24 protein-coding genes are annotated in these 26,178 nt (G+C 54.7%); 14 read left to right on the top strand and 10 right to left on the bottom strand.

The genetic code is table 11. The annotated features are described in order from the left end of the window. The first annotated feature begins 20 nt into the window (after positions 1-20). The 3 genes from proP to ACXI0A_RS20330 all read left to right on the top strand — a co-directional run bounded on the left by proP (position 21) and on the right by ACXI0A_RS20330 (position 3,710). Entirely contained in the window at positions 21-1,526 is a 1,506-nt protein-coding gene (gene proP / locus ACXI0A_RS20320) for a glycine betaine/L-proline transporter ProP (RefSeq protein WP_224934336.1), read from the top strand. 117 nt (positions 1,527-1,643) lie between these two features. After that, on the top strand, positions 1,644-2,621 hold the full coding sequence (gene hemB, locus ACXI0A_RS20325; RefSeq protein WP_476150763.1) for a porphobilinogen synthase: 978 nt from the start codon (positions 1,644-1,646) through the stop codon (positions 2,619-2,621). A 114-nt stretch (positions 2,622-2,735) separates the two neighbouring features. After that, positions 2,736-3,710 (top strand): diguanylate cyclase domain-containing protein, encoded by a 975-nt coding sequence (locus tag ACXI0A_RS20330; protein ID WP_476150762.1) that lies wholly within the window; start codon positions 2,736-2,738, stop codon positions 3,708-3,710. Between the two features lie 40 nt (positions 3,711-3,750). On the opposite strand, the gene ACXI0A_RS20335 is transcribed toward ACXI0A_RS20330, so the two are convergent. Further along, positions 3,751-4,776: an alpha/beta fold hydrolase gene (locus ACXI0A_RS20335; protein ID WP_224934333.1), complete on the bottom strand. Its 1,026-nt coding sequence runs from the start codon at positions 4,774-4,776 to the stop codon at positions 3,751-3,753. Positions 4,777-5,099: 323 nt separating this feature from the next. Here ACXI0A_RS20335 and ACXI0A_RS20340 point away from each other — a divergent pair, with 323 nt between their 5' ends. Then, a complete protein-coding gene (locus ACXI0A_RS20340; RefSeq protein ID WP_224934332.1) occupies positions 5,100-5,588 on the top strand; it encodes a helix-turn-helix domain-containing protein in 489 nt (162 codons plus the stop codon). A 193-nt stretch (positions 5,589-5,781) separates the two neighbouring features. Here ACXI0A_RS20340 and ACXI0A_RS20345 read toward each other — a convergent pair whose 3' ends face one another. Next, entirely contained in the window at positions 5,782-6,783 is a 1,002-nt protein-coding gene (locus tag ACXI0A_RS20345) for a helix-turn-helix domain-containing protein (RefSeq protein ID WP_476150761.1), read from the bottom strand. Positions 6,784-6,882: 99 nt separating this feature from the next. On the opposite strand from ACXI0A_RS20345, the gene ACXI0A_RS20350 reads away from it, so the two are divergent. Then, entirely contained in the window at positions 6,883-7,578 is a 696-nt protein-coding gene (locus tag ACXI0A_RS20350; RefSeq protein WP_476150760.1) for an isochorismatase family protein, read from the top strand. Here ACXI0A_RS20350 and ACXI0A_RS20355 read toward each other — a convergent pair whose 3' ends face one another. After that, positions 7,579-7,926 carry a hypothetical protein gene (locus tag ACXI0A_RS20355; RefSeq protein WP_476150759.1) on the bottom strand — a complete coding sequence of 116 codons (348 nt, stop codon included), beginning with the start codon at positions 7,924-7,926 and terminating at the stop codon, positions 7,579-7,581. Positions 7,927-8,209: 283 nt separating this feature from the next. On the opposite strand from ACXI0A_RS20355, the gene ACXI0A_RS20360 reads away from it, so the two are divergent. Further along, positions 8,210-9,202, top strand: coding sequence for a capsular polysaccharide synthesis protein (locus ACXI0A_RS20360; RefSeq protein WP_476150758.1), 993 nt, complete (start codon positions 8,210-8,212; stop codon positions 9,200-9,202). Between the two features lie 192 nt (positions 9,203-9,394). Here ACXI0A_RS20360 and ACXI0A_RS20365 read toward each other — a convergent pair whose 3' ends face one another. Further along, the gene (locus tag ACXI0A_RS20365; protein ID WP_476150757.1) at positions 9,395-10,630 is read right to left on the bottom strand and encodes an aminoacetone oxidase family FAD-binding enzyme; all 1,236 of its coding nucleotides are present in this window, start codon (positions 10,628-10,630) and stop codon (positions 9,395-9,397) included. Positions 10,631-10,822: 192 nt separating this feature from the next. Here ACXI0A_RS20365 and pitA point away from each other — a divergent pair, with 192 nt between their 5' ends. Further along, positions 10,823-12,322 (top strand): inorganic phosphate transporter PitA, encoded by a 1,500-nt coding sequence (gene pitA, locus ACXI0A_RS20370; protein ID WP_160868875.1) that lies wholly within the window; start codon positions 10,823-10,825, stop codon positions 12,320-12,322. Positions 12,323-12,385: 63 nt separating this feature from the next. Here pitA and uspB read toward each other — a convergent pair whose 3' ends face one another. Beyond that, on the bottom strand, positions 12,386-12,721 hold the full coding sequence (gene uspB, locus ACXI0A_RS20375; protein WP_100701850.1) for a universal stress protein UspB: 336 nt from the start codon (positions 12,719-12,721) through the stop codon (positions 12,386-12,388). Between the two features lie 420 nt (positions 12,722-13,141). Between uspB and uspA the strand changes: the two genes are divergently transcribed. Next, positions 13,142-13,579 (top strand): universal stress protein UspA, encoded by a 438-nt coding sequence (gene uspA / locus ACXI0A_RS20380; RefSeq protein ID WP_034819767.1) that lies wholly within the window; start codon positions 13,142-13,144, stop codon positions 13,577-13,579. A 31-nt stretch (positions 13,580-13,610) separates the two neighbouring features. On the opposite strand, the gene rsmJ is transcribed toward uspA, so the two are convergent. After that, the gene (rsmJ, locus tag ACXI0A_RS20385) at positions 13,611-14,360 is read right to left on the bottom strand and encodes a 16S rRNA (guanine(1516)-N(2))-methyltransferase RsmJ (protein WP_476150756.1); all 750 of its coding nucleotides are present in this window, start codon (positions 14,358-14,360) and stop codon (positions 13,611-13,613) included. A gap of 8 nt (positions 14,361-14,368) precedes the next feature. After that, the gene (gene prlC, locus ACXI0A_RS20390; RefSeq protein WP_224934325.1) at positions 14,369-16,411 is read right to left on the bottom strand and encodes an oligopeptidase A; all 2,043 of its coding nucleotides are present in this window, start codon (positions 16,409-16,411) and stop codon (positions 14,369-14,371) included. Between the two features lie 222 nt (positions 16,412-16,633). Here prlC and ACXI0A_RS20395 point away from each other — a divergent pair, with 222 nt between their 5' ends. Both ACXI0A_RS20395 and ACXI0A_RS20400 read left to right on the top strand, forming a co-directional pair. Beyond that, positions 16,634-17,476: a 23S rRNA (adenine(2030)-N(6))-methyltransferase RlmJ gene (locus ACXI0A_RS20395; RefSeq protein ID WP_476150755.1), complete on the top strand. Its 843-nt coding sequence runs from the start codon at positions 16,634-16,636 to the stop codon at positions 17,474-17,476. Between the two features lie 62 nt (positions 17,477-17,538). Continuing rightward, the gene (locus ACXI0A_RS20400; RefSeq protein ID WP_224934323.1) at positions 17,539-18,354 is read left to right on the top strand and encodes a CPBP family intramembrane glutamic endopeptidase; all 816 of its coding nucleotides are present in this window, start codon (positions 17,539-17,541) and stop codon (positions 18,352-18,354) included. Here the strand turns inward: ACXI0A_RS20400 and rnz are convergent. Then, entirely contained in the window at positions 18,351-19,262 is a 912-nt protein-coding gene (gene rnz, locus ACXI0A_RS20405; RefSeq protein ID WP_476150754.1) for a ribonuclease Z, read from the bottom strand. The two genes, ACXI0A_RS20400 and rnz, sit on opposite strands and share 4 nt — an antisense overlap. A 125-nt stretch (positions 19,263-19,387) precedes the next feature. On the opposite strand from rnz, the gene gorA reads away from it, so the two are divergent. The 3 genes from gorA (at position 19,388) to ACXI0A_RS20420 (ending at position 23,105) form a co-directional block, all read left to right on the top strand. Continuing rightward, entirely contained in the window at positions 19,388-20,740 is a 1,353-nt protein-coding gene (gene gorA / locus ACXI0A_RS20410; protein WP_476150753.1) for a glutathione-disulfide reductase, read from the top strand. Between the two features lie 394 nt (positions 20,741-21,134). Further along, complete coding sequence (locus ACXI0A_RS20415) at positions 21,135-22,067, top strand: nucleoside recognition family protein (protein ID WP_476150752.1); 933 nt, start codon at positions 21,135-21,137, stop codon at positions 22,065-22,067. Between the two features lie 258 nt (positions 22,068-22,325). Then, positions 22,326-23,105 carry a Sua5/YciO/YrdC/YwlC family protein gene (locus tag ACXI0A_RS20420; RefSeq protein WP_476150751.1) on the top strand — a complete coding sequence of 260 codons (780 nt, stop codon included), beginning with the start codon at positions 22,326-22,328 and terminating at the stop codon, positions 23,103-23,105. A 42-nt stretch (positions 23,106-23,147) separates the two neighbouring features. Here the strand turns inward: ACXI0A_RS20420 and ACXI0A_RS20425 are convergent, their stop codons facing one another. Then, positions 23,148-24,164 (bottom strand): zinc-binding dehydrogenase, encoded by a 1,017-nt coding sequence (locus ACXI0A_RS20425; RefSeq protein WP_476150750.1) that lies wholly within the window; start codon positions 24,162-24,164, stop codon positions 23,148-23,150. Between the two features lie 134 nt (positions 24,165-24,298). Continuing rightward, complete coding sequence (locus ACXI0A_RS20430; RefSeq protein ID WP_476150749.1) at positions 24,299-25,120, bottom strand: SDR family oxidoreductase; 822 nt, start codon at positions 25,118-25,120, stop codon at positions 24,299-24,301. A gap of 95 nt (positions 25,121-25,215) precedes the next feature. Here ACXI0A_RS20430 and ACXI0A_RS20435 point away from each other — a divergent pair, with 95 nt between their 5' ends. Further along, the gene (locus ACXI0A_RS20435) at positions 25,216-26,118 is read left to right on the top strand and encodes a LysR substrate-binding domain-containing protein (RefSeq protein ID WP_476150748.1); all 903 of its coding nucleotides are present in this window, start codon (positions 25,216-25,218) and stop codon (positions 26,116-26,118) included. Positions 26,119-26,178: the final 60 nt, after the last annotated feature.

The following is a 26,178-nucleotide window of genomic DNA, read 5'->3' on the forward strand; positions in this document are numbered from 1 at the left end:
TTCCAATACAGGGTTACATCATGAAACTACGTAGGAAGCGTGTAAAACCTATCGGGCTGGATGACGTCACGATTATCGATGACGCCCGTTTACGAAAAGCCATTACCGCCGCGTCTCTGGGCAACGCGATGGAGTGGTTTGATTTCGGTGTTTATGGCTTTGTGGCTTATGCACTGGGTAAGGTGTTCTTCCCGGATGCATCGCCAAGCGTGCAGATGATTGCTGCACTGGGTACCTTCTCGGTTCCCTTCCTGATTCGTCCACTGGGTGGACTGTTCTTCGGTATGCTCGGCGACAAATACGGTCGTCAGAAAATCCTCTCCATCACCATTGTCATCATGTCGATCAGTACCTTCTGTATCGGCCTGATCCCCTCTTATGCCTCCATTGGCATCTGGGCACCGATTCTGCTGCTGCTGGCCAAAATGGCGCAGGGCTTCTCGGTGGGCGGTGAATACACCGGTGCGTCGATATTCGTCGCAGAGTATTCGCCAGACCGTAAACGTGGCTTTATGGGTAGCTGGCTCGACTTCGGCTCGATCGCCGGCTTCGTGCTGGGTGCGGGCGTCGTCGTACTGATTTCCACCGTGATTGGTGAGGCGAAGTTCCTTGAGTGGGGCTGGCGTCTGCCGTTCTTCCTTGCCTTGCCGTTGGGCCTGATTGGTCTTTATCTGCGTCATGCACTGGAAGAGACCCCGGCGTTCCAGCAGCACGTTGAGAAGCTGGAGCAAGGCGACCGTGAAGGTCTGCGCGACGGCCCGAAAGTGTCGTTCAAAGAGATCGCCACTAAGCACTGGAAGAGTCTGTTGGCCTGTGTCGGTTTGGTGATTGCCACCAACGTGACCTACTACATGCTGCTGACCTACATGCCGAGCTACCTGTCGCATAACCTGCACTATTCAGAAGATCACGGCGTGCTGATCATTATCGCCATCATGATGGGTATGCTGTTTGTCCAGCCGGTGATGGGTATGCTGAGTGACCGCTTTGGTCGTCGTCCGTTTATCATCATTGGTAGTATCGCGCTGTTTGCCTGCGCAATTCCGGCCTTCATGCTGATTAACAGCGGCGTGCTGGGTCTGATTTTTGCTGGTCTGCTGCTGCTTGCGGTAATCCTTAACGCCTTTACCGGCGTGATGGCTTCGTCGCTGCCGGCGATGTTCCCAACGCACATTCGTTACAGTGCGCTGGCGAGTGCCTTTAACATCTCAGTATTGATTGCCGGTTTAACCCCAACCTTCGCCGCGTGGCTGGTAGAGACAACCAACAATCTGTATATGCCGGCTTACTACCTGATGGTGGTGGCGGTGATTGGTTTGATCACCGGTATCTACATGAAAGAGACCGCCAACAAGCCGCTGCGCGGTGCCACTCCGGCGGCTTCGGATATTGAAGAAGCGCGTGAAATCCTGCAGGAGCATCACGACAATATTGAGCAGAAAATTGAAGATATTGATGATGAGATCGCCAAGCTAGAGGCGAAACGTAAAAACCTGGTGCAGCAGCACCCGGACATCAACGAGTAATCTTCTCTACTCCCGCCGCCCGGCGGGAGTTTTCGTTTCCGCACACAATCCTTCATCCCCGCTGGCGAAAAGGGGTAAACTATTGTCACTTTTTTCACCAGCAAAAGTTGTACGAACATGTCTGAATTCAATCTGCTCCAGCGTCCAAGAAGACTGCGCAAAAGCGCGTCAATGCGTGAAATGTTCCAGGAATCCAACCTCAGCCTGAACGATTTGGCTCTGCCGATCTTCGTTGAAGAAGGCGTGGACGATTACGTGCCAATCAACGCCATGCCGGGTGTGAGGCGTATTCCTGAGAAACGTCTGGCGTATGAAATTGAGCGTATCGCTAAAGCCGGTATTCGCTCGGTGATGACCTTCGGTATCTCGCATCACACCGATGCAACCGGCAGCGATGCATGGAATGAAAATGGCCTGGTGGCGCGTATGTCGCGCATCTGCAAAGACACCGTGCCAGAGATGATCGTGATGTCCGATACCTGCTTCTGCGAATACACCAGCCACGGTCACTGTGGCGTACTGTGCGATCACGGCGTGGACAACGACCAGACGTTGATTAACCTTGGCAAACAGGCCGTAGTGGCTGCACAGGCCGGCGCTGATTTCATCGCCCCTTCAGCGGCAATGGATGGTCAGGTGAAAGCCATTCGTCAGGCGCTGGATGCGGCAGGCTTCACCGATACCGCCATCATGTCTTACTCCACCAAGTTCGCCTCATCGTTCTACGGTCCATTCCGTGAAGCGGCGGGAACGGCGCTGAAAGGCGATCGTAAAACTTATCAGATGAATCCGATGAACCGTCGTGAAGCGATTCGCGAGTCTCTGATCGATGAAGCCGAAGGGGCCGATTCACTGATGGTGAAACCGGCGGGCGCCTACCTCGATATTCTGCGTGATATCCGCGAACGCACTACTCTGCCGCTGGCTGCATACCAGGTTAGTGGTGAATACGCGATGATCAAATTCGCCGCGCAGGCGGGTGCCATCGACGAACGTAATGTGGTTCTGGAGAGTCTTGGTGCGATTAAACGTGCCGGTGCCGACCTGATTTTCAGCTATTTTGCCCTTGATCTCGCCGAGCAAAAAGTGCTCTGATATCCGTTACGCTTGGCAGTGGATATCGCTACCATTGCCAGGCGCTTTATGCCTTTGTGGCACCAAAACACCAGTGTTGTTGTACCCGAATAATTCAAAAGAAAGAGTAACGCGATGAAAGCACCTGCACTGCCTGCGGACGAAGCGATTCGTCTGGCCCAGTTACGTGCGCTCAACATTCTGCACACGCCTGCAGAAGAGCGTTTTGACCGTTTAACCCGCCTTGCCCGTCGTTTGTTCGGCGTGCCGGTTGCGCTGGTTAGCCTGCTGGAGGAGGACCACCAGTGGTTCAAATCTGTCGCGGGGCCAGGCGCGGCGACCGCACCCCGCAATACGTCGTTCTGTGGCCACGCCATCTTACAAGATGATGTGATGGTGGTGGAGAACGCCCTCGAAGATGAGCGCTTCCACGATAATCCGTTAGTGAATACCTCAGACAGCCCTGTGCGCTTCTACGCCGGTTGTCCGTTGCGTACGCCTTCTGGCGCTAAAGTCGGCACGCTGTGTATCGTCGATCACCATGCCCGCGAGTTCAACGAAGACGATATGCATACGCTGCGCGATCTGGCCGCGATGGCAGAAGCCGAGCTGGTGGCGTTTCAAACCGCTACCTCAGATGAACTGACCCAAATCACCAACCGTCGCGGCTTTATGACGCTCGGACAGCTGGCGCTGAATGAGTGCCAGGTGAAGCAACTGCCGGCGAGCCTGACCTTCCTTGATCTCGACCGCTTTAAAGCCATTAACGATACGCTGGGCCACCGTGAAGGCGACCGCGCGCTGATGGATTTTGCCGACGCGATGAAGGTGAGCTTCCGTCATGCCGATATCTTTGCCCGTCTGGGCGGTGATGAGTTTGTGGTGCTGTTTAACGGCTTACAGCACGACGATGCCGAAGGTGTGCTCGCGCGCTTTGACCATTTCCTGCAGAAGCAGACTCAGGATCTCGACCGCCGCTACGCCCTGCACTTCTCTTCGGGCATCGTGGAGTTTGATCCTGACCAACCGCAATCGCTGGAGCAGTTGCTGGAAGGCAGCGATGCACGCATGTACGAAGCCAAGAACGGCAAGAAAAAACTGGCGCAGTGATGTGAGGGCGTGCCTTGGCACGCCCATTTGCCACCGTCCCTTACAGCGGACGCGCCAAATCGCTAATCAGTGTCTGGTTAAATTTCTGCGGCTCTTCCATCTGAGGCGCGTGTCCCATACCAGGGAATTCCACTAAGCGCGCGCCAGGAATCATCTTCGCTACCTGCTTGCCCAAAACATTGTAATGACCTAACTGCGCTTTCACTGCCGGTGGTGCGATATCGCTACCAATCGCCGTGGTATCCGCTGTACCGATCATCAGCGTCGTGGGTACTTTCAGGTCTTTGAATTCGTAATACACCGGCTGGGTGAAAATCATGTCGTAAATCAGCGCCGAGTTCCATGCCACCTTCTTGTGGCCCGGGCCGCTGTTGAGACCCGCCAGCATATCCACCCATTTGTCATACTCCGGCTTCCACTGACCGCTGTAGTAAGTAGCTTGCTCATACTTTTTAATGCCCGCCGCATTGAGCTTCAGCTCACGCTGATACCACTGATCCACTGAACGCCACGGCGCGCCTTTGGCTTTCCAGTCCTCCAGCCCAATCGGATTCACCAGCACCAGTTTCTGCGTCTGCTGCGGATACATCAGCGCATAGCGCGTGGCCAGCATCCCGCCGGTAGAATGCCCGACAATCACCGCCTTATCGATACCGAGCTGTTGCAGCAGTTGATGGGTATTCAGCGCAAGCTGCTGGAAGCTGTACTGGTAATTGGCGGGTTTCGTCGAACTGCAGAAACCAATCTGGTCCGGTGCAATCACGCGATAACCCTGCTGACTCAGCGCCTTGATGGTGTCTTCCCAGGTTGCGCCACAGAAGTTCTTACCGTGCAGCAGCACCACCGTCTGACCATTGGGCTGTTGAGCGGGCTTCACATCCATATACCCCATGCTCAGCGTTTGCTGCTGAGAAGAGAAATTAAAATGCTCAAGTGAATAAGGATACTGAAAACCTTCCAGCTGCTCGCCATACTCATTGGCCGCTAACGCGGAGGTGGTGGGTAATACAGCCATCGCGGTCAAAATCACGGCAAGTGACTGTTTTAGCGGGAAACGAAAAGCCATGCGCACTTCTCCTGAGCTATGCAAAAGCCCTCAGTCTGGCACGGTATGCACCAAAGCGTATTGATGAGGTGTGCCAGCGGTATGCTTTTCTCAGACTGTTAAGCGCGACAAAGCGATGGAGAATTTGAGTTAAAAATAACGGGCGTGATTACGCCAAACATTCAACATCGGCTCAACAAAAAAGGCTTTAATTTCACTAAATACAAGACCCGTCTTGATGACAAATAATAAAACAGCCAATTCCTTATAAAACTTTACGTTAATCGGATGATTGGAAAGATTAATTATTTTACACTGTGTCCAGTTAATGGAGGATCATAAAGATGCCGCAAAAATACAACGAAGGGGTTATTGATTCGGTGACCAAATGGATTATGGACAACCTGGATCAGCGTTTAAGTATTGATGATATCGCAGTGAAATCTGGTTATTCCAAATGGTATTTGCAGAAATTATTTGCCCGCTATCATAACGAAACGCTGGCCCGCTATATCCGTAAAAAGAAACTGGCATGCTGTGTCAGCGAGCTGAAATACAGCAATGCACCGATCATCGGCCTGGCAGTAAAATACCATTTTGAAAGCCAGCAATCGTTCACTCGCTCCTTTAAGCAAGTGATGGGCTGCACCCCGCTCTTCTGCCGTAAGCGCCAGCTGGGGAGTGAAGCCCAGCAGCAACTGAAAGAGAGCGCTGACCCGTGCGTGATTTGCCGAAGGCATGAATTTAACAGCAGCGATCAATTGAAAGAGGTGAGAACGCCAACGCTGCGTTCAGGCCAATTCCCCTCGCGCATCGATTGTGTGATGCGTTAATAAACCGCGTAACTATTTTTCTTCACGCTAAATTTATCACAACGGATGGTTCGCCATCCGTTGATAAGATTAGCCATCATTTACGCAAAAATATGCACATCATCAGGCAACCTGCTAAAAACAATCCAGTGATTACATGATCCGTTATATTTTCACTGCATTTTATTAATGGATTGATTTACCGACTATTACTTCAAATCCGACCACGAAAAGTTTTCCGATACTGTAACGGAGAAGTATTCAAATTCTTTTTAAAATGTCGTCTTAACATTAACGGCGAAGAGAATCCGGCTTTTTCAGCGATCAGTTCAATCGGCTGATCGGTTTTTTCTAAAAATCGCTGAGCCAGCGCCAGGCGCTGATTGACTAACCAATCACTGAAACAACTGCCGGTGGTCTGGTTAAAACGGCGTGTAAAGCTACGACGACTCATCAGCGCCCTTTCGGCTAGCTGCTCCAGCGTCAGTGCCTGCTGCAAGTTTTCCGTTGCCCAACTAAGTGCCGACATAAAGCGATCGTTACCCGCCGAGTGATACACCGGCTGCTCAATATATTGCGCCTGGCCACCCTGCCGATGTGGCGGCACCACCAGCATGCGCGCCACACTGTTGGCGACATCCACCCCGCACTGCTCACGTACCAGATGCAGGCAGCAATCAATGCTCGCCGCAGTGCCTGCCGAGGTCACAATTTGCCCTTCATCGATATACAGCACGTCGCGATCAATCGTTACATCAGGATAGAGACGTTCAAAATCGCTCATCCAGCGCCAGTGCGTGGTGGCGCGCTGCTGTTGCAGCAAGCCAGCCGCTCCCAGCACAAAGGCGCCCAGACACAAGCCCACAATCTGTGCGCCGCGCTGTGCGGCTTGCTGCAGCGCCGCTATCAGCGCTGCAGGCGGAGCCACCGCGGGATCGCTCCAGCTTGGCACCACCACCATATCGGCCTGTGCCAGTTGCTCCAGTCCATGTTCCGCCACAATGGAAAAGCCGCTGTTGGTTTTCAGCGGGCCGGGATGGGTCGCGCAGATCAGTAACTGATAAAACGGCGTACCGTCATCATTTTCTGCTTTTTCGAACACCGCGCAGGGCACTGACAGGTGGAACGGAATGATGTCGTCAAACACCACCACACCCACTTTAATCGGGGCATGGGCATGCGCGGTTTTTGGCGCAAAGTGAACGTTTTTTGTCATCAGCCGTACTCCTTCACTGTCGGTCAAATGGCCATACTGCTGAGTATCGGAGGTCAGCCTGACCTCTGGCATTCGCTCACTGACAAAGGATTATCATCGATGAAAAACATGATTGCTTCAGGAACCTTAGCACTGGCTATGGCCATTTCCGGCAATGCATTTGCGGAAGACCGTCAGGCCGGTCAGGCACCAACGATTCGCACGCTCAGCGGTGCCACCGCGACAACGCAACTCACGGCCAAACAAACGGCGGTCATCGTCATTGATATTCAGAATGAATACTTTCCAGGCGGTAAGATGCCGATCCCAGATGGTATGCAAGCCCTGCAAAACAGTAAACGTATTGTGGAACATGCACACAAAAATGGGATGCCCGTCTTCTTTGTACAGCATCTTGGCGCGGCAGATGGTCCGCTGTTCGCTAAAGGCAGCCGCTTTGCCGATTTCCACAAGGATTTACAACCGGGTAAGAATGACCGGGTGATTACCAAAGCCACCCCCAGCTCCTTCGTCGGCACTGACCTGCAACAGCAGCTGGATGCGCTCGGTATTAAACAGCTGATTGTCACTGGCCTGATGACTCACATGTGCGTGTCATCCACCGCGCGTGATGCCGTGCCTCTCGGCTATGCAGTGATCATTCCGGAAGATGCCACCGCCACGCGCGATCTGGCGACCTGGGATAACAAGGTGGTCGATCACAAGGTGCTGCAGCAGAGCGCATTAGCAGGCGTTGCCGATGTGTTTGCTGAGATCAAAACCACCGACGCGGTATTAGCGCTGCCGCTGCATTAATCACTGCACCGCTTTACCCGGTAATAACTTTTCCGACATCACCTTGCGGCAGGAAAGCGCTTCCTGCCGCGCCTGCTGCTGCTGCTCCGCTGTCAAATCCTGCCACACTGTTTGCAGATGTTCTGCCAGACCCGACTGGAAATGGATTTTCTGCAACGCGTAATCGGAATTACTGCCTTCAATGATCTGCTGCATCGCTTGTGGTGAGTTATCGCGCCCGTCATGCGTCAGGGTGCAGAACATGGCGATGTAATAGCCTTTGTCTTCATCGCTATAGTGTGGCATCAGCCACCAGACAGCCGCGCTGATGACGATAAGCACGGGCAGAAGGAATTTAAGTTTGAACATAGAATCATGGGCCGGTTAGAAAAAAACGCGGCGATCTTAACAGATTCGCCGGTCAACAGCCCTTAAACACCCGCTTCAACGGCACGCCTGGCAAACGCCGCCTGCGTATTCTCTTAAAGTGACGCTTTCAGCGTTTATTTATTGAGCAGCCCGGCGCTGTTTGTTAATTTTGAGGCACTTTTCACGCCATTAGCGCTTCATCGTGCCCGCTGTCACAGGGCCAGTTTTTCGCCTGAAAGTGGCAAAAGCTGGGATAGCGGCCGACCGGGTTACAGGAATGACCATGTCTGACCATATACTTAAAATGCATTTGATTTCGCTGGCATTGCTGGCGGAAAAAAAGCTGACCACACGCAAGCGCCTTCCCGCCTATCACGCCTTGGCCGAGCAGGATATTAACCTGCAGGCTCGCGCTAATCCGCCTGCGCCAATTCCGCGACAAATTTGGATGTACTGGGAAAGTGAAAAGCTCCCGGCTGAAGTCCAGATTTTTGTCGATAAAATTGCCCGTGAAAATCCTGGCTATGCGCTGACGGTGATCAACAATCTCAATCTGCACGAATATTTGCCAGACCTGAAATTTGTTCACGCGGGGATGCGGGCTTCGCATAAAAGCGATGTTATTCGTCTGGAGTTGCTGCATCGCTATGGTGGGATCTGGATGGATGCCACCATCATCCTTAACCGCACCCTTGATGAGTTGCTGGCGGTAAATTCGGATGACGGTTACGACCTGATCGCCTTTTATCGCGATGAATCCACCCGCGATCGCGCCTATCCGGTGATTGAATCCTGGTTTCTTGCCGCGCCGAAAAACAATGCCTTTATCGGCCGCTGGCTGCAGTGCTTCCGCCCGATTGTCGAGTTAGGCTCAGAAGCCTTCTTCCAGCAATTGCTGGCGTTGCCGAACTACGACACGATTTTGCAGGGCATTAAGACGCCGGACTATCTGGTGGTGTATATCGCTCAGCAGCAGGCGCTGCGGGAAGAGAATCACTACAACTTCTACTTACGCAGAGCGGAAGCCGGTGCGTTGTTGTATCAAACCCTGAGCGGCTGGCGTCCGGTGAAATTGAGCCGCATGCTGATGGTGGATGCTTTACCGGAGGTTTTGCCGCCGGTGTATAAACTCACCAGCTTTGACCGCAAATATATCGCGACGCATCTTAAATATGGGGTGGTGAACAGCGATAGCCTGCTGGGGCAAGTGTTGCTGCACGATCAGTCGAAAACCCTGACACCCGCAGCAGCGTTAGCGGGCAAAGCCGCTCAATAATACCAGGTGCGCATGAATGCGCACCCTACGAAAATCCGCGCATTTGGGTTGTCGCGTCGCCATTACGCCAATCTACGCATTAGCCTTGTAGCGTCGCCATTACGCTGACCCGCGCATTAACCCTGTAGCGTCGCCATTACGCAGACCCACACATTAACCCTGTAGCGTCGCCATTGATGGCGACGTGATAACTCACAGCGCCTGCGCGCACGCCCAGGCTGAGCTCCATGCCCACTGGAAGTTGTATCCGCCGAGCCAGCCGGTGACATCCACTACTTCGCCAATAAAGTACAAACCGGGCACGTCACGCGCTTCCATGGTTTTGGAGGAGAGCTGGGTAGTATCGACGCCGCCCATCGTCACTTCGGCAGTGCGATACCCTTCGGTGCCATTCGGCTGCACGCGCCACTGATGCAACGTGGTCACCAACTCGGCCTGCTGCTTGCTGTTAAGCTGCTTCAGCGTCACATCCGGGATCTGCTTCAACTCCTGTAACACTTCCACCAGACGCTTTGGCAGGATTTTCGCCAGACTATTTTTCAGGCTGAGATTCGGATGCGCCTCGCGCTGTACATTGATGAAATCTTCCAGCGAGGTTTCCGGCGACAGGTTGATGGTGACAAATTCCCCCGGCTGCCAGTAGCTGGAGATTTGCAGAACCGCTGGGCCCGACAAGCCGCGATGGGTAAACAGCATCGCTTCTTTGAACAGCGTTCCATCTTGCGCGGTGATGGTGGTGGGCAGTGCCACACCCGACAGCGTGTTTAACTGCTCCAGCAGCGGCTTATGCAAAGTGAATGGCACCAGCGCGGCCCGCGTCGGGAAGACTTTCAAACCAAACTGCTCAGCCACTTTATAGCCAAACGGTGTCGCCCCCAGGCCCGGCATCGATAAGCCACCGCTGGCGATCACCAGCTTCTCTGCCTCCACCTCTGAACCGTTCAGCTGCAGCGTGTAGCCATTTTCATCACGCGTCACGCTCAGCACTTCACTGCGCAAACGCACCGTGACCTGCCCGTCTTCGCACTCTTTTAATAGCAGATCAACAATCTGCTGCGCCGAGTCATCGCAGAACAACTGACCGAGGGTCTTCTCGTGATACGCAATGTTATGGCGATTCACCAGATCGATGAAGTCCCACTGGGTGTAACGCGCCAGCGCCGACTTACTGAAGTGCGGGTTGTGCGAGAGGTACGCCGCCGGTTCGGTGTACATATTGGTGAAGTTACAGCGACCGCCGCCAGACATCAGGATTTTACGCCCTGCCTTTTTGCCGTTATCCAGCAGCAGCACGCGGCGGCCCAGTTGCCCTGCCTGCGCTGCACAGAACATGCCGGCAGCGCCTGCACCTATTACGATAACGTCAAACTTGTCCACTGCGCTTAATCCACTCAATTGAAAGGCGGTGATTGTAGAGATCTGCGGCATTTCGCGCCAGCGTCAAAAAAATGCCGTAAATATGTCATATTGTAACTCGCTTATTTTTCAGCCTTTTTACCCAATCGCAGCGCTTAAATGGCAAATTTAAGTCAAAAAGGGACTATATTTTCCTTTCACATCATGCGGGTTGTCGCAGATAATGCGCCGCGTTCATGTCCTCCAAAAAATGGCGTAACGTTTATGCTACATCTGTTCGCTGGTCTTGACCTCAGTACCGGCCTGTTTTTGGTAATAGCTCTGCTGTTCGTATTGTTCTATGAGGCAATCAACGGTTTCCACGACACTGCTAACGCAGTCGCTACAGTCATTTATACCCGTGCGATGCGGGCGCAATTGGCGGTTGTGATGGCGGGTGTTTTCAACTTCTTAGGCGTTTTGCTGGGCGGCTTAAGCGTGGCTTATGCCATCGTGCATATGCTGCCAACCGATTTACTGCTGAATGTGGGTTCCGCGCACGGCCTCGCCATGGTGTTCTCCATGTTGCTGGCGGCCATCATCTGGAACCTCGGCACCTGGTATCTGGGCTTGCCGGCATCCAGTTCCCACACCCTGATTGGCGCCATTATCGGTATTGGTCTCACCAATGCGCTGATGACCGGCACCTCGGTGGTTGATGCGCTCAACCTGCCGAAAGTGATCAATATTTTCCTTTCTCTGATTCTGTCACCGATTGTTGGCCTGGTGATTGCGGGTGCGTTGATCTTTATCCTGCGCCGTTACTGGAGCAACACGCCTAAACGCGCGCGTATCCATATGACGCCCGCCGACCGTGAAAAGATCGATGGCAAGAAAAAGCCGCCGTTCTGGACGCGTACCGCACTGATTGTTTCGGCGATTGGCGTGAGCTACTCCCACGGTGCGAACGACGGTCAGAAAGGCATTGGCCTGATTATGTTAGTACTGATTGGTGTGGCACCTGCTGGTTTCGTGGTCAACATGAATGCCTCAGGTTATGACATCACGCGTACTCGCGATGCGGTCAATCATCTGGAACAGTATTATCAGCAACACAGCGATTCACTCACGCATATCATCCAGATGGCACCGCCTGCTGTGCCTTCACCGGAAGAAGCCGTGGGCGGTCCGCATGAGTTCCATTGCGACAGCAGCCGCGCGCTGCAAGCCATTGACCGTGCGCAGGTGTTGCTGACTAATCTGAACAGCTATGACCAACTGACAGTTGATCAGCGCAGCCAGATGCGTCGCCTGCTGATGTGCGTCTCGGACACCGCCGATAAAGCCGCGAAGCTGCCAGAGACCACTCCGGATGATAAGCGCTTCCTCAATAAGCTGAAGGGCGATCTGCTGGGCACCGTGGAATATGCACCAATCTGGATCATCATGGCCGTGGCGTTAGCTCTGGGCATCGGTACCATGATTGGCTGGCGTCGTGTGGCGACCACCATCGGCGAGAAAATCGGTAAGAAAGGCATGACCTACGCACAGGGCATGTCGGCTCAGGTTACCGCGGCGGTGTCGATTGGTATCGCCAGCTACACCGGTATGCCGGTTTCCACCACGCATATCCTGTCATCGTCCGTTGCCGGTACCATGCTGGTAGATGGCGGTGGCTTGCAGAGCCGCACCATTAAAAATATCGCCATGGCGTGGGTGTTCACCCTGCCGGTGTGTATTGTGCTGTCAGGTTCGCTGTACTGGATCGCGCTGAAAATTATCTAAGCTGGTATCAGTAAACAAGAGGGCGACTGTTCAACACAGGTCGCCCTTTTTTATTGCCGCTGATTAATGCCAAATCGCCAGACCAATCAGGCTCACCACCACCACAAAACACAGACCGCTGGTCAGGACAAACTGCCTGCGCACGCGTTCGCAGCGGCGAATAAATTCGTCGTCGTGATGATCGCGATAGCGTTTATCCCAGATATAACGCACCAGCCGCACCTGCTTGCTCGGCTGACCATGAGACGTGAAGAAACCCGCCCCATCCACATATTGATACAACAGCGGATCGCATCCGCGCAGCACAGCCAATAGCGAGCGTAAAGAAGAGAAGTAGCGCGCCATATTCACCAGACAAACCACACACAGAGCCCAAAAAAGCGCGATAGTGCTGATCATGTTCCCCTCCCAGCTGGAGCCGTAATGACGTCGAAGGCAGCGGGGAAATGCTGCTGACGTCCCACGGGAAATTAACCAGCCACAGATGAATCGAATTGCATTGTTGTTGTGCGAACCCGAGCGCGTCACCCAGACGGCAGTGGCACTCATTTTCAGTGTAGGAGATCTGTTCAATTTTTTTCCAGCGATGATTTTCGTTCACCGCGAGTGAAAATTGCGATAGCGCTTGATCTTCCTCACAAGCGAGCCGTGGATTGCAGCATTTGTTAACAACTCTGGCTATACTCAAAGCATAACAACATACGCCTGATGGCATAAATTATGGCTGGCGGCGCTTCATCGCCATTGTGCGCAAAGGACAACGCCTGCCGTGAAGGCAAACAACGGGTTGCCCCCAGAATCTTGAGAAGGAGTTTTATCATGGCCTATAAACACATCCTGATTGCCGTAGACCTTTCCCCGGAAAGCCAGTTGTTGGTTGATAAAGCCGTTTCACTGGCCCGCCCTTACGATGCAAAAATCTCGCTGATCCACGTTGATGTGAATTACTCAGACCTCTACACCGGGCTGATTGACGTCAATCTGGGCGATATGCAGAAACGCATTTCTGAAGAGACGCACACCGCGCTGAAAGAGCTTTCCACCAACGCCGGTTATCCGATCAGTGAAACCCTGAGCGGCAGCGGCGATCTCGGTCAGGTGCTGGTGGATGCGATTAAGAAATATGATGTGGATTTGGTGGTCTGTGGCCATCACCAGGATTTCTGGAGCAAGCTGATGTCATCAGCGCGCCAGCTGATTAACACGGTACATATCGATATGTTGATTGTGCCGTTGCGTGACGAAGAAGACGAATAAGAGCAGGGCCAGCTTAGCTGGCCCTGTTTTTTTAAACCAACGGCGGATAGATATCAAAGCGATGGCTTTTGGTGACCACCGCCGATTGCGTCACCACCCCCGCTAACGGCGGCGCGTAATCCGGGCGCTTCACAACAATGCGTTTCTTCGCCAGACGACGCGCCGGTTCCAGCAGCGCATCGGCATCCTCATCGGGTCCCACCAGCGACTGAAATACGCGCATCTCCTTCTTCACCATTGCGCTCTTTTGACGGTGGGGATACATCGGATCAAGGTACACCACATCCGGCGCGGGCGTGATATCACTCAATGCCTGCTGGCTTACCACATGCAGCAACGTCAGACGCTCACGCAGCCAGCCACCGATTTCCGCATCGGCATAACCGCGGCGCAAACCATCATCAAGCAAAGCCGCAACCACCGGATGGCGTTCCAGCATGCGCACCCGACAGCCTAATGCCGCCAGCACAAAGGCATCACGCCCCAATCCTGCCGTCGCGTCGATCACATCCGGCAGATAGCCGCCCTTGATGCCCACCGCTTTTGCCACCGCCTCGCCGCGACCACCGCCAAATTTACGGCGATGCGCCATCGCACCGGTGACGAAATCCACAAAGATGCCGCCCAGTTTAGGCTCATCCAGCTTACGCAGCTCAAGGCGCTCCGGCGTCAGCACCAGCGCCATCAGCGCCTGATCGTCATGCTCTAAGCCCCAGCGCTGCGCCAGATGTAATAAGGCGCCGTCTCCGGCGCCTGATTCATCGATTAAACCGATTTTCACAAGCAGGCTTATCCCTGAATTCCGTAGTGTTCCAGCATCGCATCCAGCTGCGGTTCACGGCCACGGAAGCGTTTGAACAGCTCCATTGGCTCTTCAGAACCGCCGCGCGTCAGGATGTTGTCGAGGAACGACTGACCGGTTTCACGGTTGAAGATGCCCTCTTCTTCAAAGCGTGAGTAGGCATCCGCCGCCAGCACGTCAGCCCACAGATAGCTGTAGTAGCCCGCTGCATAACCGCCGGCGAAGACGTGGCTGAACGCATGCGGGAAGCGACCCCATTCCGGGCTTGGCACCACGGCAACCTGCTTCTTCACTTCACGCAGGGTTTCGAGGATCTGCGCGCCTTTTTCCGGATTGAATTCGGTGTGCATGCGGAAGTCGAACAGGCCGAACTCCAGTTGACGCAGGATAAACAGCGCTGCCTGATAGTTCTTCGCCGCCAGCATTTTATCCAGCAGATCTTTCGGCAGCGGTTCGCCAGTTTCATAGTGACCAGAGATAAACGCCAGTGCGTCCGGCTCCCAGCACCAGTTTTCCATAAACTGGCTCGGCAGCTCGACTGCATCCCACGGCACACCGCTGATGCCCGACACGCCCGGCGCTTCGATGCGCGTCAGCATGTGGTGCAAGCCATGGCCAAACTCGTGGAACAGGGTGGTGACTTCATCGTGGGTGAACAGCGCAGGCTTGCCCTGGACCGGACGGTTGAAGTTACAGGTGAGATAGGCCACCGGCTTCTGCAGGCTGCCATCGGCTTTACGCATCTGCCCGACGCAATCGTCCATCCAGGCACCGCCGCGTTTGTGCTCACGCGCATACAGGTCGAGGTAGAAACTGCCGCGCAGCTCGCCGCTTTCATCGAACAGGTCGAAGAAGCGCACGTCCGGATGATAAACATCAACGTCTTTGCGCTCTTTGGCGGTGATGCCGTAAATGCGTTTCACCACTTCAAACAGGCCGCTCACCGCGCGCTCTTCCGGGAAATACGGACGCAGCTGCTCGTCGCTGATGGTGTAGAGATGTTGCTTCTGCTTCTCGCCGTAATAAGTGAGATCCCACGGATTCATCTCGTCCACGCCACACTCTTTTTTGGCGAAGGCGCGCAGCTGAGCTAGCTCTTTCTCACCCTGCGGACGGGCACGTTTGGCGAGGTCGGTCAGGAAGTCGATCACCTGAGCCGGATTCTCAGCCATTTTGGTCGCCAGTGATTTGTGCGCGAAGGAGTCAAAGCCCAGCAGCTGTGCCAGCTCGTGACGCAGCGCCAGCTCTTCCGCCATGATTGGGCCGTTATCCCATTTGCCGGCATTAGGGCCCTGCTCAGAAGCACGCGTTGAATAGGCACGGTACATCTCTTCACGCAGCGCGGCGTTATCGCAATAAGTCATGACAGGTAGATAACTTGGGATATCCAGCGTCAGCAGCCAGCCCTCTTGTTCTTTGGCTTCGGCCTGCGCTTTGGCCGCAGCCAGCGCGCTTTCCGGCATGCCCGCCAGCTCCGCTTCATCGGTGATCAACTTGCTCCAACCCATGGTAGCGTCGAGCACGTTGTTGCTGTAGGTCGAGCCCAGTTCAGACAGACGCGCGGCGATTTCGCCGTAGCGTTTCTGCTTCTCTTTATCGAGGCCGATACCGGAGAGTTCGAAATCACGCAGTGCGTTATCCACCGCTTTCTTCTGCGCAATATCCAGTGCGGCGTAGTTGTCGCCCTGTTTCAAATCACGGTAAGCCTGATACAGACCTTCGTTCTGTCCCACCCAGGTGCTGTATTCAGACAGCAGCGGCAGCGTTTGCTCATAGGCTTCGCGCAGTTCCGGGCTGTTTTTAACGGAATTCAGATGGCTCACCGGGGAGAAAATACGGCTCAGACGGTCATCCACTTCGGCCAGCGGCTGCACCAGATTATCCCAGGAGTAAGGCGCACCCTGGGCCACAACGCGTTCCACTTCGGCACGACAGTTGTTCAGCGCTTCAGTCACAGCGGGAACCACGTGCTCAGGTTTGATAGCGGAAAAAGGCGGTAGCGAATAAGGGGTGAGTAATGGATTGGTCATCAGCGCAGTCCTTTCATCATAGAGTTCGGGCGCGAGGTTTCGCGCGACGCAATGCTTCTAACATGCGGTCAGCATGCATGAAAATCAATGCCAGTAAGGATGGACTCGTTAAGAAAAAAGCGCGAGAGCCAAAACGTCAGCAATTTTTACGCAGCGCGGCTATAATCGCGCCACACACGATGTTTTTATCTCCTTTGATCCAACCGCGGACCCCTCTTTTTTATGCTGAGTTATCGCCACAGTTTTCATGCCGGCAACCATGCCGACGTGCTCAAACATACCGTTGAAAGCCTGATCCTCACCGCCCTGATGGAGAAGGAAAAACCTTTCCTCTATCTGGATACCCACGCCGGTGCTGGACGTTACCAGCTGAGCGGAGAGCACGCCGAGCGCACCGGTGAATATCTGGAAGGCATTGGCCGCATCTGGCAGCAGCCGGACGCACCGGAACTGCTGAAGCCGTATCTGACGGCCGTTCGCAACCTCAACCCACATGGCACCTTGCGCTACTATCCGGGCTCACCGCTGATCGCCCGCTATTTGCTGCGTGAAGAGGACAAACTGGAATTAACCGAACTGCACTCCAGCGACTACCCACTGTTGCGTAATGAGTTCAGCAAAGATGATCGCGCGCGCGTGGCGCGTGGTGACGGTTATCAGCAGTTGAAAGCCAAGCTGCCACCGCTGAGCCGTCGCGGTTTGATTCTGATCGATCCGCCGTATGAAATGAAAAGCGATTATCAGGATGTGGTGAAAGGCATTCAGGAAGGTCACAAGCGCTTCGCCACCGGCGTGTTCGCACTGTGGTATCCGGTAGTGATGCGCCAGCAGATCAAACACATGTTGAGAGATTTGCAGGCGACCAATATCCGCAACATCCTGCAGATTGAACTGGCCGTTCGTCCGGACAGCGATCAGCGCGGCATGACTGCATCGGGCATGATCGTGATTAACCCGCCGTGGAAGTTGAAAGCGCAGATGGAAGAGCTGTTGCCGTGGCTGCATCAGAAGCTGGTTCCAGCGGGCACCGGTCACTATAGCGTGACGCAGATCGTTCCAGAATAACGTGCTGACAGGGTGCGGCTCCTGAGCCGCCCTTTGCCGTTGCCCTTCTAAGGACACTATTTATGTGGATCATTCTGGCTGGCGCACTCACCGTGCTATCGCCTGCCAAACGTCTTGCCGTATTGCTGTTGTTACTGGCAACGCTATTGGGCCTATTCCAGGATGTGCTGGACTGGCCTGCTCTCGCCATTTTGGGCGCCATCGCTTTGCTGGCGTGGGTGCGGGTGGAAAACCCTACCAACCGCGCGGTCCTGCTGATCAGCGAGGCGTTGCTGGTGCTGATTGCCGGCGGCCTGTTCCTGCATCTGCTGCCGGGCTTTAACAACCCGCGCCAGATCGAGGAAATGCAGGTTGGCCCCAATAGCCAGCCTTTTAGCTTCTACTACAACTTCGATAAAGCACTGATTCCATTTGTGCTGCTGGCCGCATTGCCCACGTTGTTCCGTGCGCAGAAGTTTCCCGCGCCGCACAAGATTCTATGGCTGCTATTACTGGCGGCGATTCCGCTGCTGCTGTATGTCGCGGTGCTGTTGGGTGGACTGGCGATTGAGCCGCATTGGCCAGAGTGGCTCGGCAGCTTTATGCTGGCAAACCTGTTCTTTGTCTCGCTGGCCGAAGAAGCGTTCTTCCGTGGCTATGTGCAACAGCGCCTGCGCCAGAAAATCGGTGGCGTGGCGGCGCTGTTGATTGCGTCAGTGCTGTTTGGGCTGGCGCACTTCCCTGGCGGCATGATGCTGGTTGCCTTCGCTACCCTAGCCGGGTTGATTTACGGCCTGGCGTGGCACTGGAGTGGACGCGTGTGGGTCGCCACCGGCGTCCATTTCCTGTTCAACATGACACACCTGCTGTTCTTCACCTATCCGGCGTTGCAGCACTAAATCTCGAACACCGCGAAATCTCGTGCCAGCTCGGTCGCCGCAAACACCGACTGGCACTCCGCCAGCAATCTTTCCCTATCGCCCGACAAATACCGCGAACTGAAGTGCGTGGCAATCATGCGTTTTGCGCCTGCGAGTTTTGCCACTTCGGCCGCCTGAATCGTGGTGGAGTGGCCGCGACCGTTGGCTTTCTCTGCCATCGCCGCTTCCATGGTAGTTTCATGGACCATCACATCTGCATCCGCCGCCAGCAGCAGTGCCACCTCAGTCGGGCCGGTGTCACCGAAGATGGCCACCACTTTGCCTTTGGTGCCGGGACCGAGATACTCCGCGCCGTTGATTTCACGCCCATCGTCTAACTGAATCTTTTTGCCGTCCTTCAGATCCTGATACCACGGCCCGCGTGGCACCCCTTCCGCTTTCAGGCGTGGTGCGTCGAGGAAGCCCGGTTTGTCATGCTCTTCGATGCGATAGCCATAGCACTCCACTACATGATTCATCGGATAGGCCGTGACGCGATAATCGCCATCATCCAGCACTTCGCCCGCTTCAATTTCAACGATCTCCAGCGGGAAGCCGGTGTAAGAGCCACTGAGACTGAGGGTTGTTTCGACAAATTGTCTGATGCCTTTCGGGCCATAAATCGTCAGCGGCTCCAGCAGGCCGGCCATTGAACGGCTGGTGAGCAAGCCCGGCAGACCGAAAATGTGGTCACCGTGCAGATGGGTAATGAAGATTTTTTCCAGCTTGCTCGGCTTGAGTGCGGAGCGCATAAACTGATGCTGCGTCGCTTCACCGCAGTCGAACAGCCAGGTGTCGCCACGTTTCGACAGCGTCAGCGCAATGGCGGTGACGTTACGTTGCAGGCTCGGCGCACCCGCGCCGGTGCCGAGAAAAGTCAGGTGCATAATGTCTTCCATGTTAGCGGAACCGAGATTTAACCCTATCATAATCATAGGCTGAACCTTTGCGCCGCTTGCGCAAGCAGCGTTACACTCTATGCCAATTTTCTTCCAACTGATGGACACAACGGATGACCAGACATTTTGACTACCTCGCCATCGGCGGCGGCAGCGGCGGTATCGCCTCGATAAACCGTGCAGCGATGCATGGCCAGAAGTGCGCGCTGATTGAAGCGAAAGAGCTGGGCGGCACCTGTGTCAACGTCGGCTGCGTACCGAAAAAGGTGATGTGGCACGCGGCGCAGATTGCTGAAGCCATCCACCTGTATGGCCCGGATTACGGTTTCGATACCACCGTGAACCACTTTGACTGGTCGGTGCTGGTGAAAAACCGCAGCGCCTATATCGATCGCATCCACACCTCTTACGACAACGTGCTGGGTAAGAATAACGTTGAAGTGATCAAAGGCTTCGCGCGCTTTATCGATGCGAACACCGTGGAAGTGAACGGCGAGACCATTACGGCCGATCACATCCTGATCGCCACCGGTGGCCGTCCAAGCCATCCGCAAGTGCCTGGCGCGGAATACGGTATCGACTCTGACGGCTTCTTTGAACTGGATGCGCTGCCGAAGCGTGTGGCGGTGGTTGGCGCAGGTTATATCGCAGTTGAGCTGGCCGGAGTGGTCAACGCGCTGGGTGCCGAAACCCATCTGTTTGTGCGCAAGCATGCACCGCTGCGCAGCTTTGATCCGCTGATTGTCGATACGCTGGTGGAAGTGATGCAGGCCGAAGGCCCCGCGCTGCACACCGAATCGATCCCGAAAGCGGTAATCAAGAACGCTGACGGTAGCCTGACGCTGCAGCTGGAAAACGGTCATGAGCAAACCGTCGATTGCCTGGTATGGGCGATTGGGCGCGAACCGGCGACCGACAATCTCAACCTGTCCGTGACCGGCGTGGCGCTGAACGACAAAGGCTATATCAACGTTGATAAGTTCCAGAACACCAACGTGCAAGGCATCTATGCAGTGGGCGACAACACCGGTGCGGTGGAACTGACTCCCGTCGCCGTGGCTGCCGGTCGCCGCCTGTCCGAGCGTCTGTTTAACAACAAACCGGACGAGCATCTGGATTACAGCAACGTTCCAACTGTGGTGTTCACCCATCCACCCATTGGTACTGTCGGCCTGACTGAACCGCAGGCGCGCGAGCAGTACGGTGACGATCAGGTGAAAGTGTATAAATCCTCGTTCACCGCGATGTACACCGCCGTCACCCAGCATCGCCAGCCGTGCCGCATGAAGCTGGTATGCGTCGGTGCAGAAGAGAAGATTGTCGGCATCCACGGAATCGGTAACGGTATGGATGAGATGCTGCAAGGCTTTGCGGTGGCACTGAAGATGGGCGCCACCAAGAAAGACTTCGACAACACCGTAGCGATTCACCCGACTGCGGCGGAAGAATTTGTGACCATGCGTTGATGAGTGGGGCGGCATTTGCCGCCATGCTTGTCAGCCAAGGTTATGTTTGAGGAAGGCTGCCATTTTCATATGTGGCAGCTTTGACGCAGCTGCATCAGCACCGTTATGATGCATTTAAATTATTGCAGAGTACCGCGCGTAATATTCGCCAGATGAGCGAATAAACGTCGAATAATATTCCAGTGCGCCGCACAAACGTCGGCGCACGGTTATTTCCCTCTCTCATTTCCTGCAAGATAAAATTCAATTTCTTCACTACTCAAGTTTACGCCGCCGGGATACTATTTATCCCTTTGCTGGCGCCCTTCGCGCTGGCATTTTTATGCGTATTTCAAGGCAAGGGGAGCAGCATGTTTGTCGGTATTAAGCAGTGGTTCGAGGTTCAGGCAACCGCATGAATATCATCAGCATTATTATGTCTGCGGGTAAAGCTTCGGTCGATGTCGCGCTGTATACGCTTATTCCTATCATGGTGGTGATGTTATTCATCATGAAATACCTGGAAGTGAAAGGCGTGCTGGATTTTGTGGTACGCCATTCCACACCGTTATTAAAACCTTTAGGAATTACCGGACTGGCGTTATTTGCGCTGATTCAGCTTAACTTCGTGAGTTTCGCTGCTCCGTTAGCGGCATTAGCGATTATGGAAAAACGCGGCACCTCCGATCGCCATATGGCGGCGACGCTGGCGATGCTGTTTGCCATGGGACAAGCCAATGCTTTTTACCCGTTGATTCCGGCGGGCCTGAACTGGAGCGCCGCGTTGCTGATCTCCATCTGCGGCGGGGTGTTGGCGGCGGCAGCGACTTACCACTTCTTTGGCCGCAAACTCTCGGATGCATCGTTACTGAATGAAGACGAAACCGTCGCCAATAATGAAAGCAAAATGGGGCTGATTGCCATTATCAACAGTGCCGGCGCCGATGCGATTCGCCTGGCGCTGGGCTCGTTGCCGATGCTGATTCTTTCGTTGTCGGTGGTGGGTATTTTGAAGGAATCCGGCGGGATTGAGATGCTTACCCGGCTGGTTTCTCCGCTGCTGGACAGATTCAACATCTCTGAGGTGTACATTCTGCCTGCACTGACTAAATGCCTGGCGGGCGGCACCGCCTATTACGGCGTGGTGGCTGGACTGGTCGAAAAAGGCTTGTACAGTGCGCACAATATTAATGCCTCAGCGGGTTGGTTGATTCAGACCTTTGATTTGCCGGGGATTGGTATCTTCCTTGGCCTGTCGAGCCGTTTCCCACGCCTGTTCCGTTTCGCCGTGCCGGGCATCATCCTCGGCATCGCACTGCGCGGTGTGGCACACGCCCTGATATTTTAATTAACGCTGGCGCTGAAGCACTTATTCAGCGCCAACTTAAATAACACTACAATTCCCGCGTGTTATTTTAAATTAACCCTATTCCTTTCATCGTTATTTTCATCAGTTGCATCGCCTTTAATTATCGTACTATTATCACCAGCATGGTTTTGCACAAACCCATTAATCCCGATGAATTATCCGGTTAATTAATTCCTTAATTACATTGCAGGTAATATTCCTGCACGTCATCTATTGATACGCAGATAGGGTAGATCCATGAGCGGTAAGCAAATAACGTGGAATGGCGGGTTACAACCTGAAGCCATCGAGATTCTGTCACAAGACGGCGGCATGATTGTAAGCCCCACCAAAGTGGGTTACATCATCATGACCTCCGATAAAGCCGGGCTGGAACGTAAATTCGAAGCCAAGCAGCGCAAGCGCAACAAGCCAGGCGTGGTGCTGTGTGGCTCGCTGGAGCAGCTACGCTCTCTGGCTCAGCTGACACCGGAAATTGATCAGCTTTATCAGCAGCATTGGGATCAGGATATTTTGCTGGGCTGTATCTTACCGTGGCGCGATGATGCGTTGGCGCGTATTCCGGCTGATGGTTCAAAAGAGCTGATGATGGATGGCCGCCAGACCAGCTGCTTCGTGATTAAATTTGGTCGCCCAGGCGAAAATATCGCGAAAGCCCTGTGGGAAGATCACGGGAAATTCTCTTTTGCCAGTTCTGCGAACCCATCAGGTCAGGGTAACCGTGGATTGGTTGAAGGAATTGGCGAACGTATTGAAGCGCGTGCCGATTTAATTATCGAAGCCAATGATTACGTGAAATCTATTCAGCCCAACGACGACAATAAAGTGCGCTACGAACAGGGCGTGATGGTGTCGATGGTGGACAGCGAAGGTCGTCTGATTCCACAGCAGAACGGTGAGCGTAAAATCACGCCGTGCCCGGTGCTGATCCGCAAAGGCCTTGATGTCGATAAAATCATGGCGCTGCTGTCGGATATCTTCCCGTCATGGGATTACCGCCACGGCGATTACTACTGATGTAATAAGCCTGTTTCCCGATGTGGAAAACAGGCTTCCCCGCTACCACTCCACGGTGATTTTGCCGAAGTGTCCCGCTGACTGCTGATGCTGGAATGCCGCAGGCAGATCGCTCAACGCACCGTAACTGTCGCTGATCACCGGACGAATACCGGTGTGTTCCAGTGCGCGCACAAAGTCCTGCTGCTGACGACGATGGCCGACAATCAACCCCTGAATGCGCGCCTGCTTCGCCATCAATAGCGAGGTCGGGATAACGCCTTCGAACCCGGTCAGCACACCAATTAAGGCAATGTGGCCGCCGACGCGCACCGCTTCGATCGACTGCGCCATGGTGCCCGGCCCGCCGAGTTCCACTACCACATCCGCACCTTTACCCTCAGTGAGCTGCTGTACCGCTTTGCCCCACTCCGGCGTACTGCGATAGTTGATACCCGCATCGGCCCCCAACTCTTTGGCTCTGGCCAGCTTCTCATCAGAAGATGAAGTGACGATCACGCGCGCACCCATCGCTTTGGCGATTTGCAGCGCGGTAATCGACACGCCGCCGGTGCCCAGCGTGACGATGGTATCGCCCGCTTTGATCTGTGCATCGCCCACCAGGGCACGCCAAGCCGTCAGGCCCGAAGTGGTGATGGTAGCTGCTTCCGCATGACGCCAGCCGCGTGGAGCCAGAGTGAAATGATTCGCCGGACGCACTACCACTTCAGCGGCAAAACCATCAGCGCCATCACCTGGCGTTTGGGTGAAGTTGCCGACCTGAGCGAGAGGCAGCCCGTCCTGCCATTGCGGGAAGAAGCAGGAAACCACGTGGTCGCCAGGCTTGAAGTCAGTGACGCCTGCACCGACCTCTTCAACCACGCCCGCGCCGTCCGCCATCATGATGCGATCTTGCTCGGTGGGGATCGATCCGTTAGCCACCAGCAGATCGTGGAAGTTGAGTGATGTGGCATGGATCGCCACGCGGATCTCTCCGGCGCCCGGTTTACCGGGATCGGGCCGATCCGCCAGCTGCAGATGCTCTAAACCGCCAGGTTGTTTCAGGATCATCGCTTTCATAACCATTTTCTCCTTAGCAAAATGCTCAATACAAAGCATGCCGCTGCGAAACGTGCATGCCTTCTTTTGTGCGCTAAGTTTGGCAGCGATGCTGCTTCCCTGCCTGTTACTCCGTGCGGTAATGCGAACAGCTTCTACACATCCGCACGATAGGCTATCGCTTTTTGTGAACGCAATTCTGCCAGGCGTCGTTCCAGTGCGGCTTCGATATTGTCATAAGCCGTACTGCCCAGCGCCAGACGCAGCGGCATGGCGGGTTGATCCAGTGTGGCGATCATCGCCGTGACAGATTTCGCGGCATCGCCTTTGATGGCGAACTCGCCAGACAAAATCGCGCGGCGCACTTCACCGGAGGCGGTGTCCTGATAGACTTCTTGCGCCTCAGCAATATCCAGCCCGGCACCAAAGTTGGTAGCGGTCGGCCCCGGCTCCACCAGCAGAAAATCGATACCAAAGCTGGCGACTTCCTGGCGTACCGCTTCAACAAATCCTTCGATGCCCCATTTGCTGGCGTGATACAGGCTGAAGTTGGGATAGGCTACCTGCCCGCCTTCTGAGGAAACTTGCGCAATGCGCCCGCCGCCTTGCTGGCGCAGCAGCGGAATCACCGCGCGAATCAGCTGGATCGAGCCGGTAAGATTGGTGGCAATCTGACGTTCAATCTGCGCATCATTCAGCTCTTCCGCTGCGCCAAACAGACCATAGGCGGCATTACTTATCACCACATCAACGCGTTCCACCTGCGCAAAGGCTTTGGCGATAGCGGGCGCGATGCTGGCGGTGTTCGCCAAATCCAGTGCAATCACTTGTAGCTGTTCGCCGTATTGCTCCTGCAAATCAGCCATCGCTGCAGTACGGCGTACACACGCCAGTACGCGATCGCCGCGCGCCAGTAACTCTTCACTCATCAAACGGCCCAGCCCACTGCTGGCACCGGTAATTAACCAGGTTTTCATTTTCACGCCCTCCAGTTGAAAACCTGATGGTAGATCGCTTTACTGGTGGTTATCGTCTCCCTAATCGCGCATGACCTGGTGAGGAAATACCACCAATGAGAAGACCTTCCTGGCATGAACTGCAGGCCATTAAAACGCTGGGTGAACAGCGCAGCTTTCGGCGCGCCGCCGAAATGCTCGGCCTGAAGCGATCTTCACTCAGCCATTTGGTGAAAACGCTGGAGCACAACCTCGGCGTGCAACTGTTTCAGCGCACTACCCGCAGCGTGTCGCTCACCGATGCCGGGCAACAACTGTTGGATCGGCTGGCACCGCTGTTGAATGAGATGGATGAGGTGCTGCACGATGTCAGTGCCCGCCGCCAACAGCATGTGGGCACGTTGCGCATTAGCGCCAGCGACGCCGCGATCGGTATCCTGCTGGAAAAGGTGGTGCCAGGATTTTGCGCTGATTACCCTAATATCCAGCTCGATTTAGCCGCGCAGGGTGAACTGGTGGATATCACTGCCGCCGGGTTCGATGCCGGAATTCGTTTATTGGAAGATGTGCCGCAGGATACGGTGGCGATTGCACTGGGCGGCCCACTGAACTTTATCACCGTAGCTTCACCGGATTATCTTGTTAAGCACGACCCCATAGAGCAGCCGCAGGATTTAATGCAGCAGCAGTGCATTCGCCATCGTTTACCGAGCGGCAAACGCTATCGTTGGGAGTATGAAAAAGCGGGAGAACGCTGCGAGCTGGATGTGCCAGGCACGATAACGTTAGACAATAACGCGCTAATGACCCGGGCGGCCATCAGCGGATTGGGCATTGCTTATGTGCCCTCGCTTTACGCCGAAGCGGCACTGCAATCCGGCCAGTTAGTGGAACTGCTCGCCGACTGGCGGGTGCAGTCGGCAGGTCTGGCCTTGTGGTTCCCGCCAAACCAGCATCAGTCGATGGCGCTGCGGCTGTTTATCGATGCACTGAGAAGCAGCCTGCCGCGCCAACCGTAACTTAAGCCTGACGCTGTGGTGCTTTGTGCACCATGGTTTAGGCCTGCTTGTAGTAACAAG

It is taken from the genome of Pantoea sp. C1E2 (assembly GCF_056491465.1).

Bases quoted from the DNA above. Each gene is read 5' to 3' on its own strand.
- proP (WP_224934336.1), top strand. From the start codon at position 21: ATGAAACTACGTAGGAAGCGTGTAAAACCTATCGGGCTGGATGACGTC.
- hemB (WP_476150763.1), top strand. From the start codon at position 1,644: ATGTCTGAATTCAATCTGCTCCAGCGTCCAAGAAGACTGCGCAAAAGC.
- ACXI0A_RS20330 (WP_476150762.1), top strand. From the start codon at position 2,736: ATGAAAGCACCTGCACTGCCTGCGGACGAAGCGATTCGTCTGGCCCAG.
- ACXI0A_RS20335 (WP_224934333.1), bottom strand. From the start codon at position 4,776: ATGGCTTTTCGTTTCCCGCTAAAACAGTCACTTGCCGTGATTTTGACC.
- ACXI0A_RS20340 (WP_224934332.1), top strand. From the start codon at position 5,100: ATGCCGCAAAAATACAACGAAGGGGTTATTGATTCGGTGACCAAATGG.
- ACXI0A_RS20345 (WP_476150761.1), bottom strand. From the start codon at position 6,783: ATGACAAAAAACGTTCACTTTGCGCCAAAAACCGCGCATGCCCATGCC.
- ACXI0A_RS20350 (WP_476150760.1), top strand. From the start codon at position 6,883: ATGAAAAACATGATTGCTTCAGGAACCTTAGCACTGGCTATGGCCATT.
- ACXI0A_RS20355 (WP_476150759.1), bottom strand. From the start codon at position 7,926: ATGTTCAAACTTAAATTCCTTCTGCCCGTGCTTATCGTCATCAGCGCG.
- ACXI0A_RS20360 (WP_476150758.1), top strand. From the start codon at position 8,210: ATGTCTGACCATATACTTAAAATGCATTTGATTTCGCTGGCATTGCTG.
- ACXI0A_RS20365 (WP_476150757.1), bottom strand. From the start codon at position 10,630: ATGCCGCAGATCTCTACAATCACCGCCTTTCAATTGAGTGGATTAAGC.
- pitA (WP_160868875.1), top strand. From the start codon at position 10,823: ATGCTACATCTGTTCGCTGGTCTTGACCTCAGTACCGGCCTGTTTTTG.
- uspB (WP_100701850.1), bottom strand. From the start codon at position 12,721: ATGATCAGCACTATCGCGCTTTTTTGGGCTCTGTGTGTGGTTTGTCTG.
- uspA (WP_034819767.1), top strand. From the start codon at position 13,142: ATGGCCTATAAACACATCCTGATTGCCGTAGACCTTTCCCCGGAAAGC.
- prlC (WP_224934325.1), bottom strand. From the start codon at position 16,411: ATGACCAATCCATTACTCACCCCTTATTCGCTACCGCCTTTTTCCGCT.
- ACXI0A_RS20395 (WP_476150755.1), top strand. From the start codon at position 16,634: ATGCTGAGTTATCGCCACAGTTTTCATGCCGGCAACCATGCCGACGTG.
- ACXI0A_RS20400 (WP_224934323.1), top strand. From the start codon at position 17,539: ATGTGGATCATTCTGGCTGGCGCACTCACCGTGCTATCGCCTGCCAAA.
- rnz (WP_476150754.1), bottom strand. From the start codon at position 19,262: ATGCACCTGACTTTTCTCGGCACCGGCGCGGGTGCGCCGAGCCTGCAA.
- gorA (WP_476150753.1), top strand. From the start codon at position 19,388: ATGACCAGACATTTTGACTACCTCGCCATCGGCGGCGGCAGCGGCGGT.
- ACXI0A_RS20415 (WP_476150752.1), top strand. From the start codon at position 21,135: ATGAATATCATCAGCATTATTATGTCTGCGGGTAAAGCTTCGGTCGAT.
- ACXI0A_RS20420 (WP_476150751.1), top strand. From the start codon at position 22,326: ATGAGCGGTAAGCAAATAACGTGGAATGGCGGGTTACAACCTGAAGCC.
- ACXI0A_RS20425 (WP_476150750.1), bottom strand. From the start codon at position 24,164: ATGAAAGCGATGATCCTGAAACAACCTGGCGGTTTAGAGCATCTGCAG.
- ACXI0A_RS20430 (WP_476150749.1), bottom strand. From the start codon at position 25,120: ATGAAAACCTGGTTAATTACCGGTGCCAGCAGTGGGCTGGGCCGTTTG.
- ACXI0A_RS20435 (WP_476150748.1), top strand. From the start codon at position 25,216: ATGAGAAGACCTTCCTGGCATGAACTGCAGGCCATTAAAACGCTGGGT.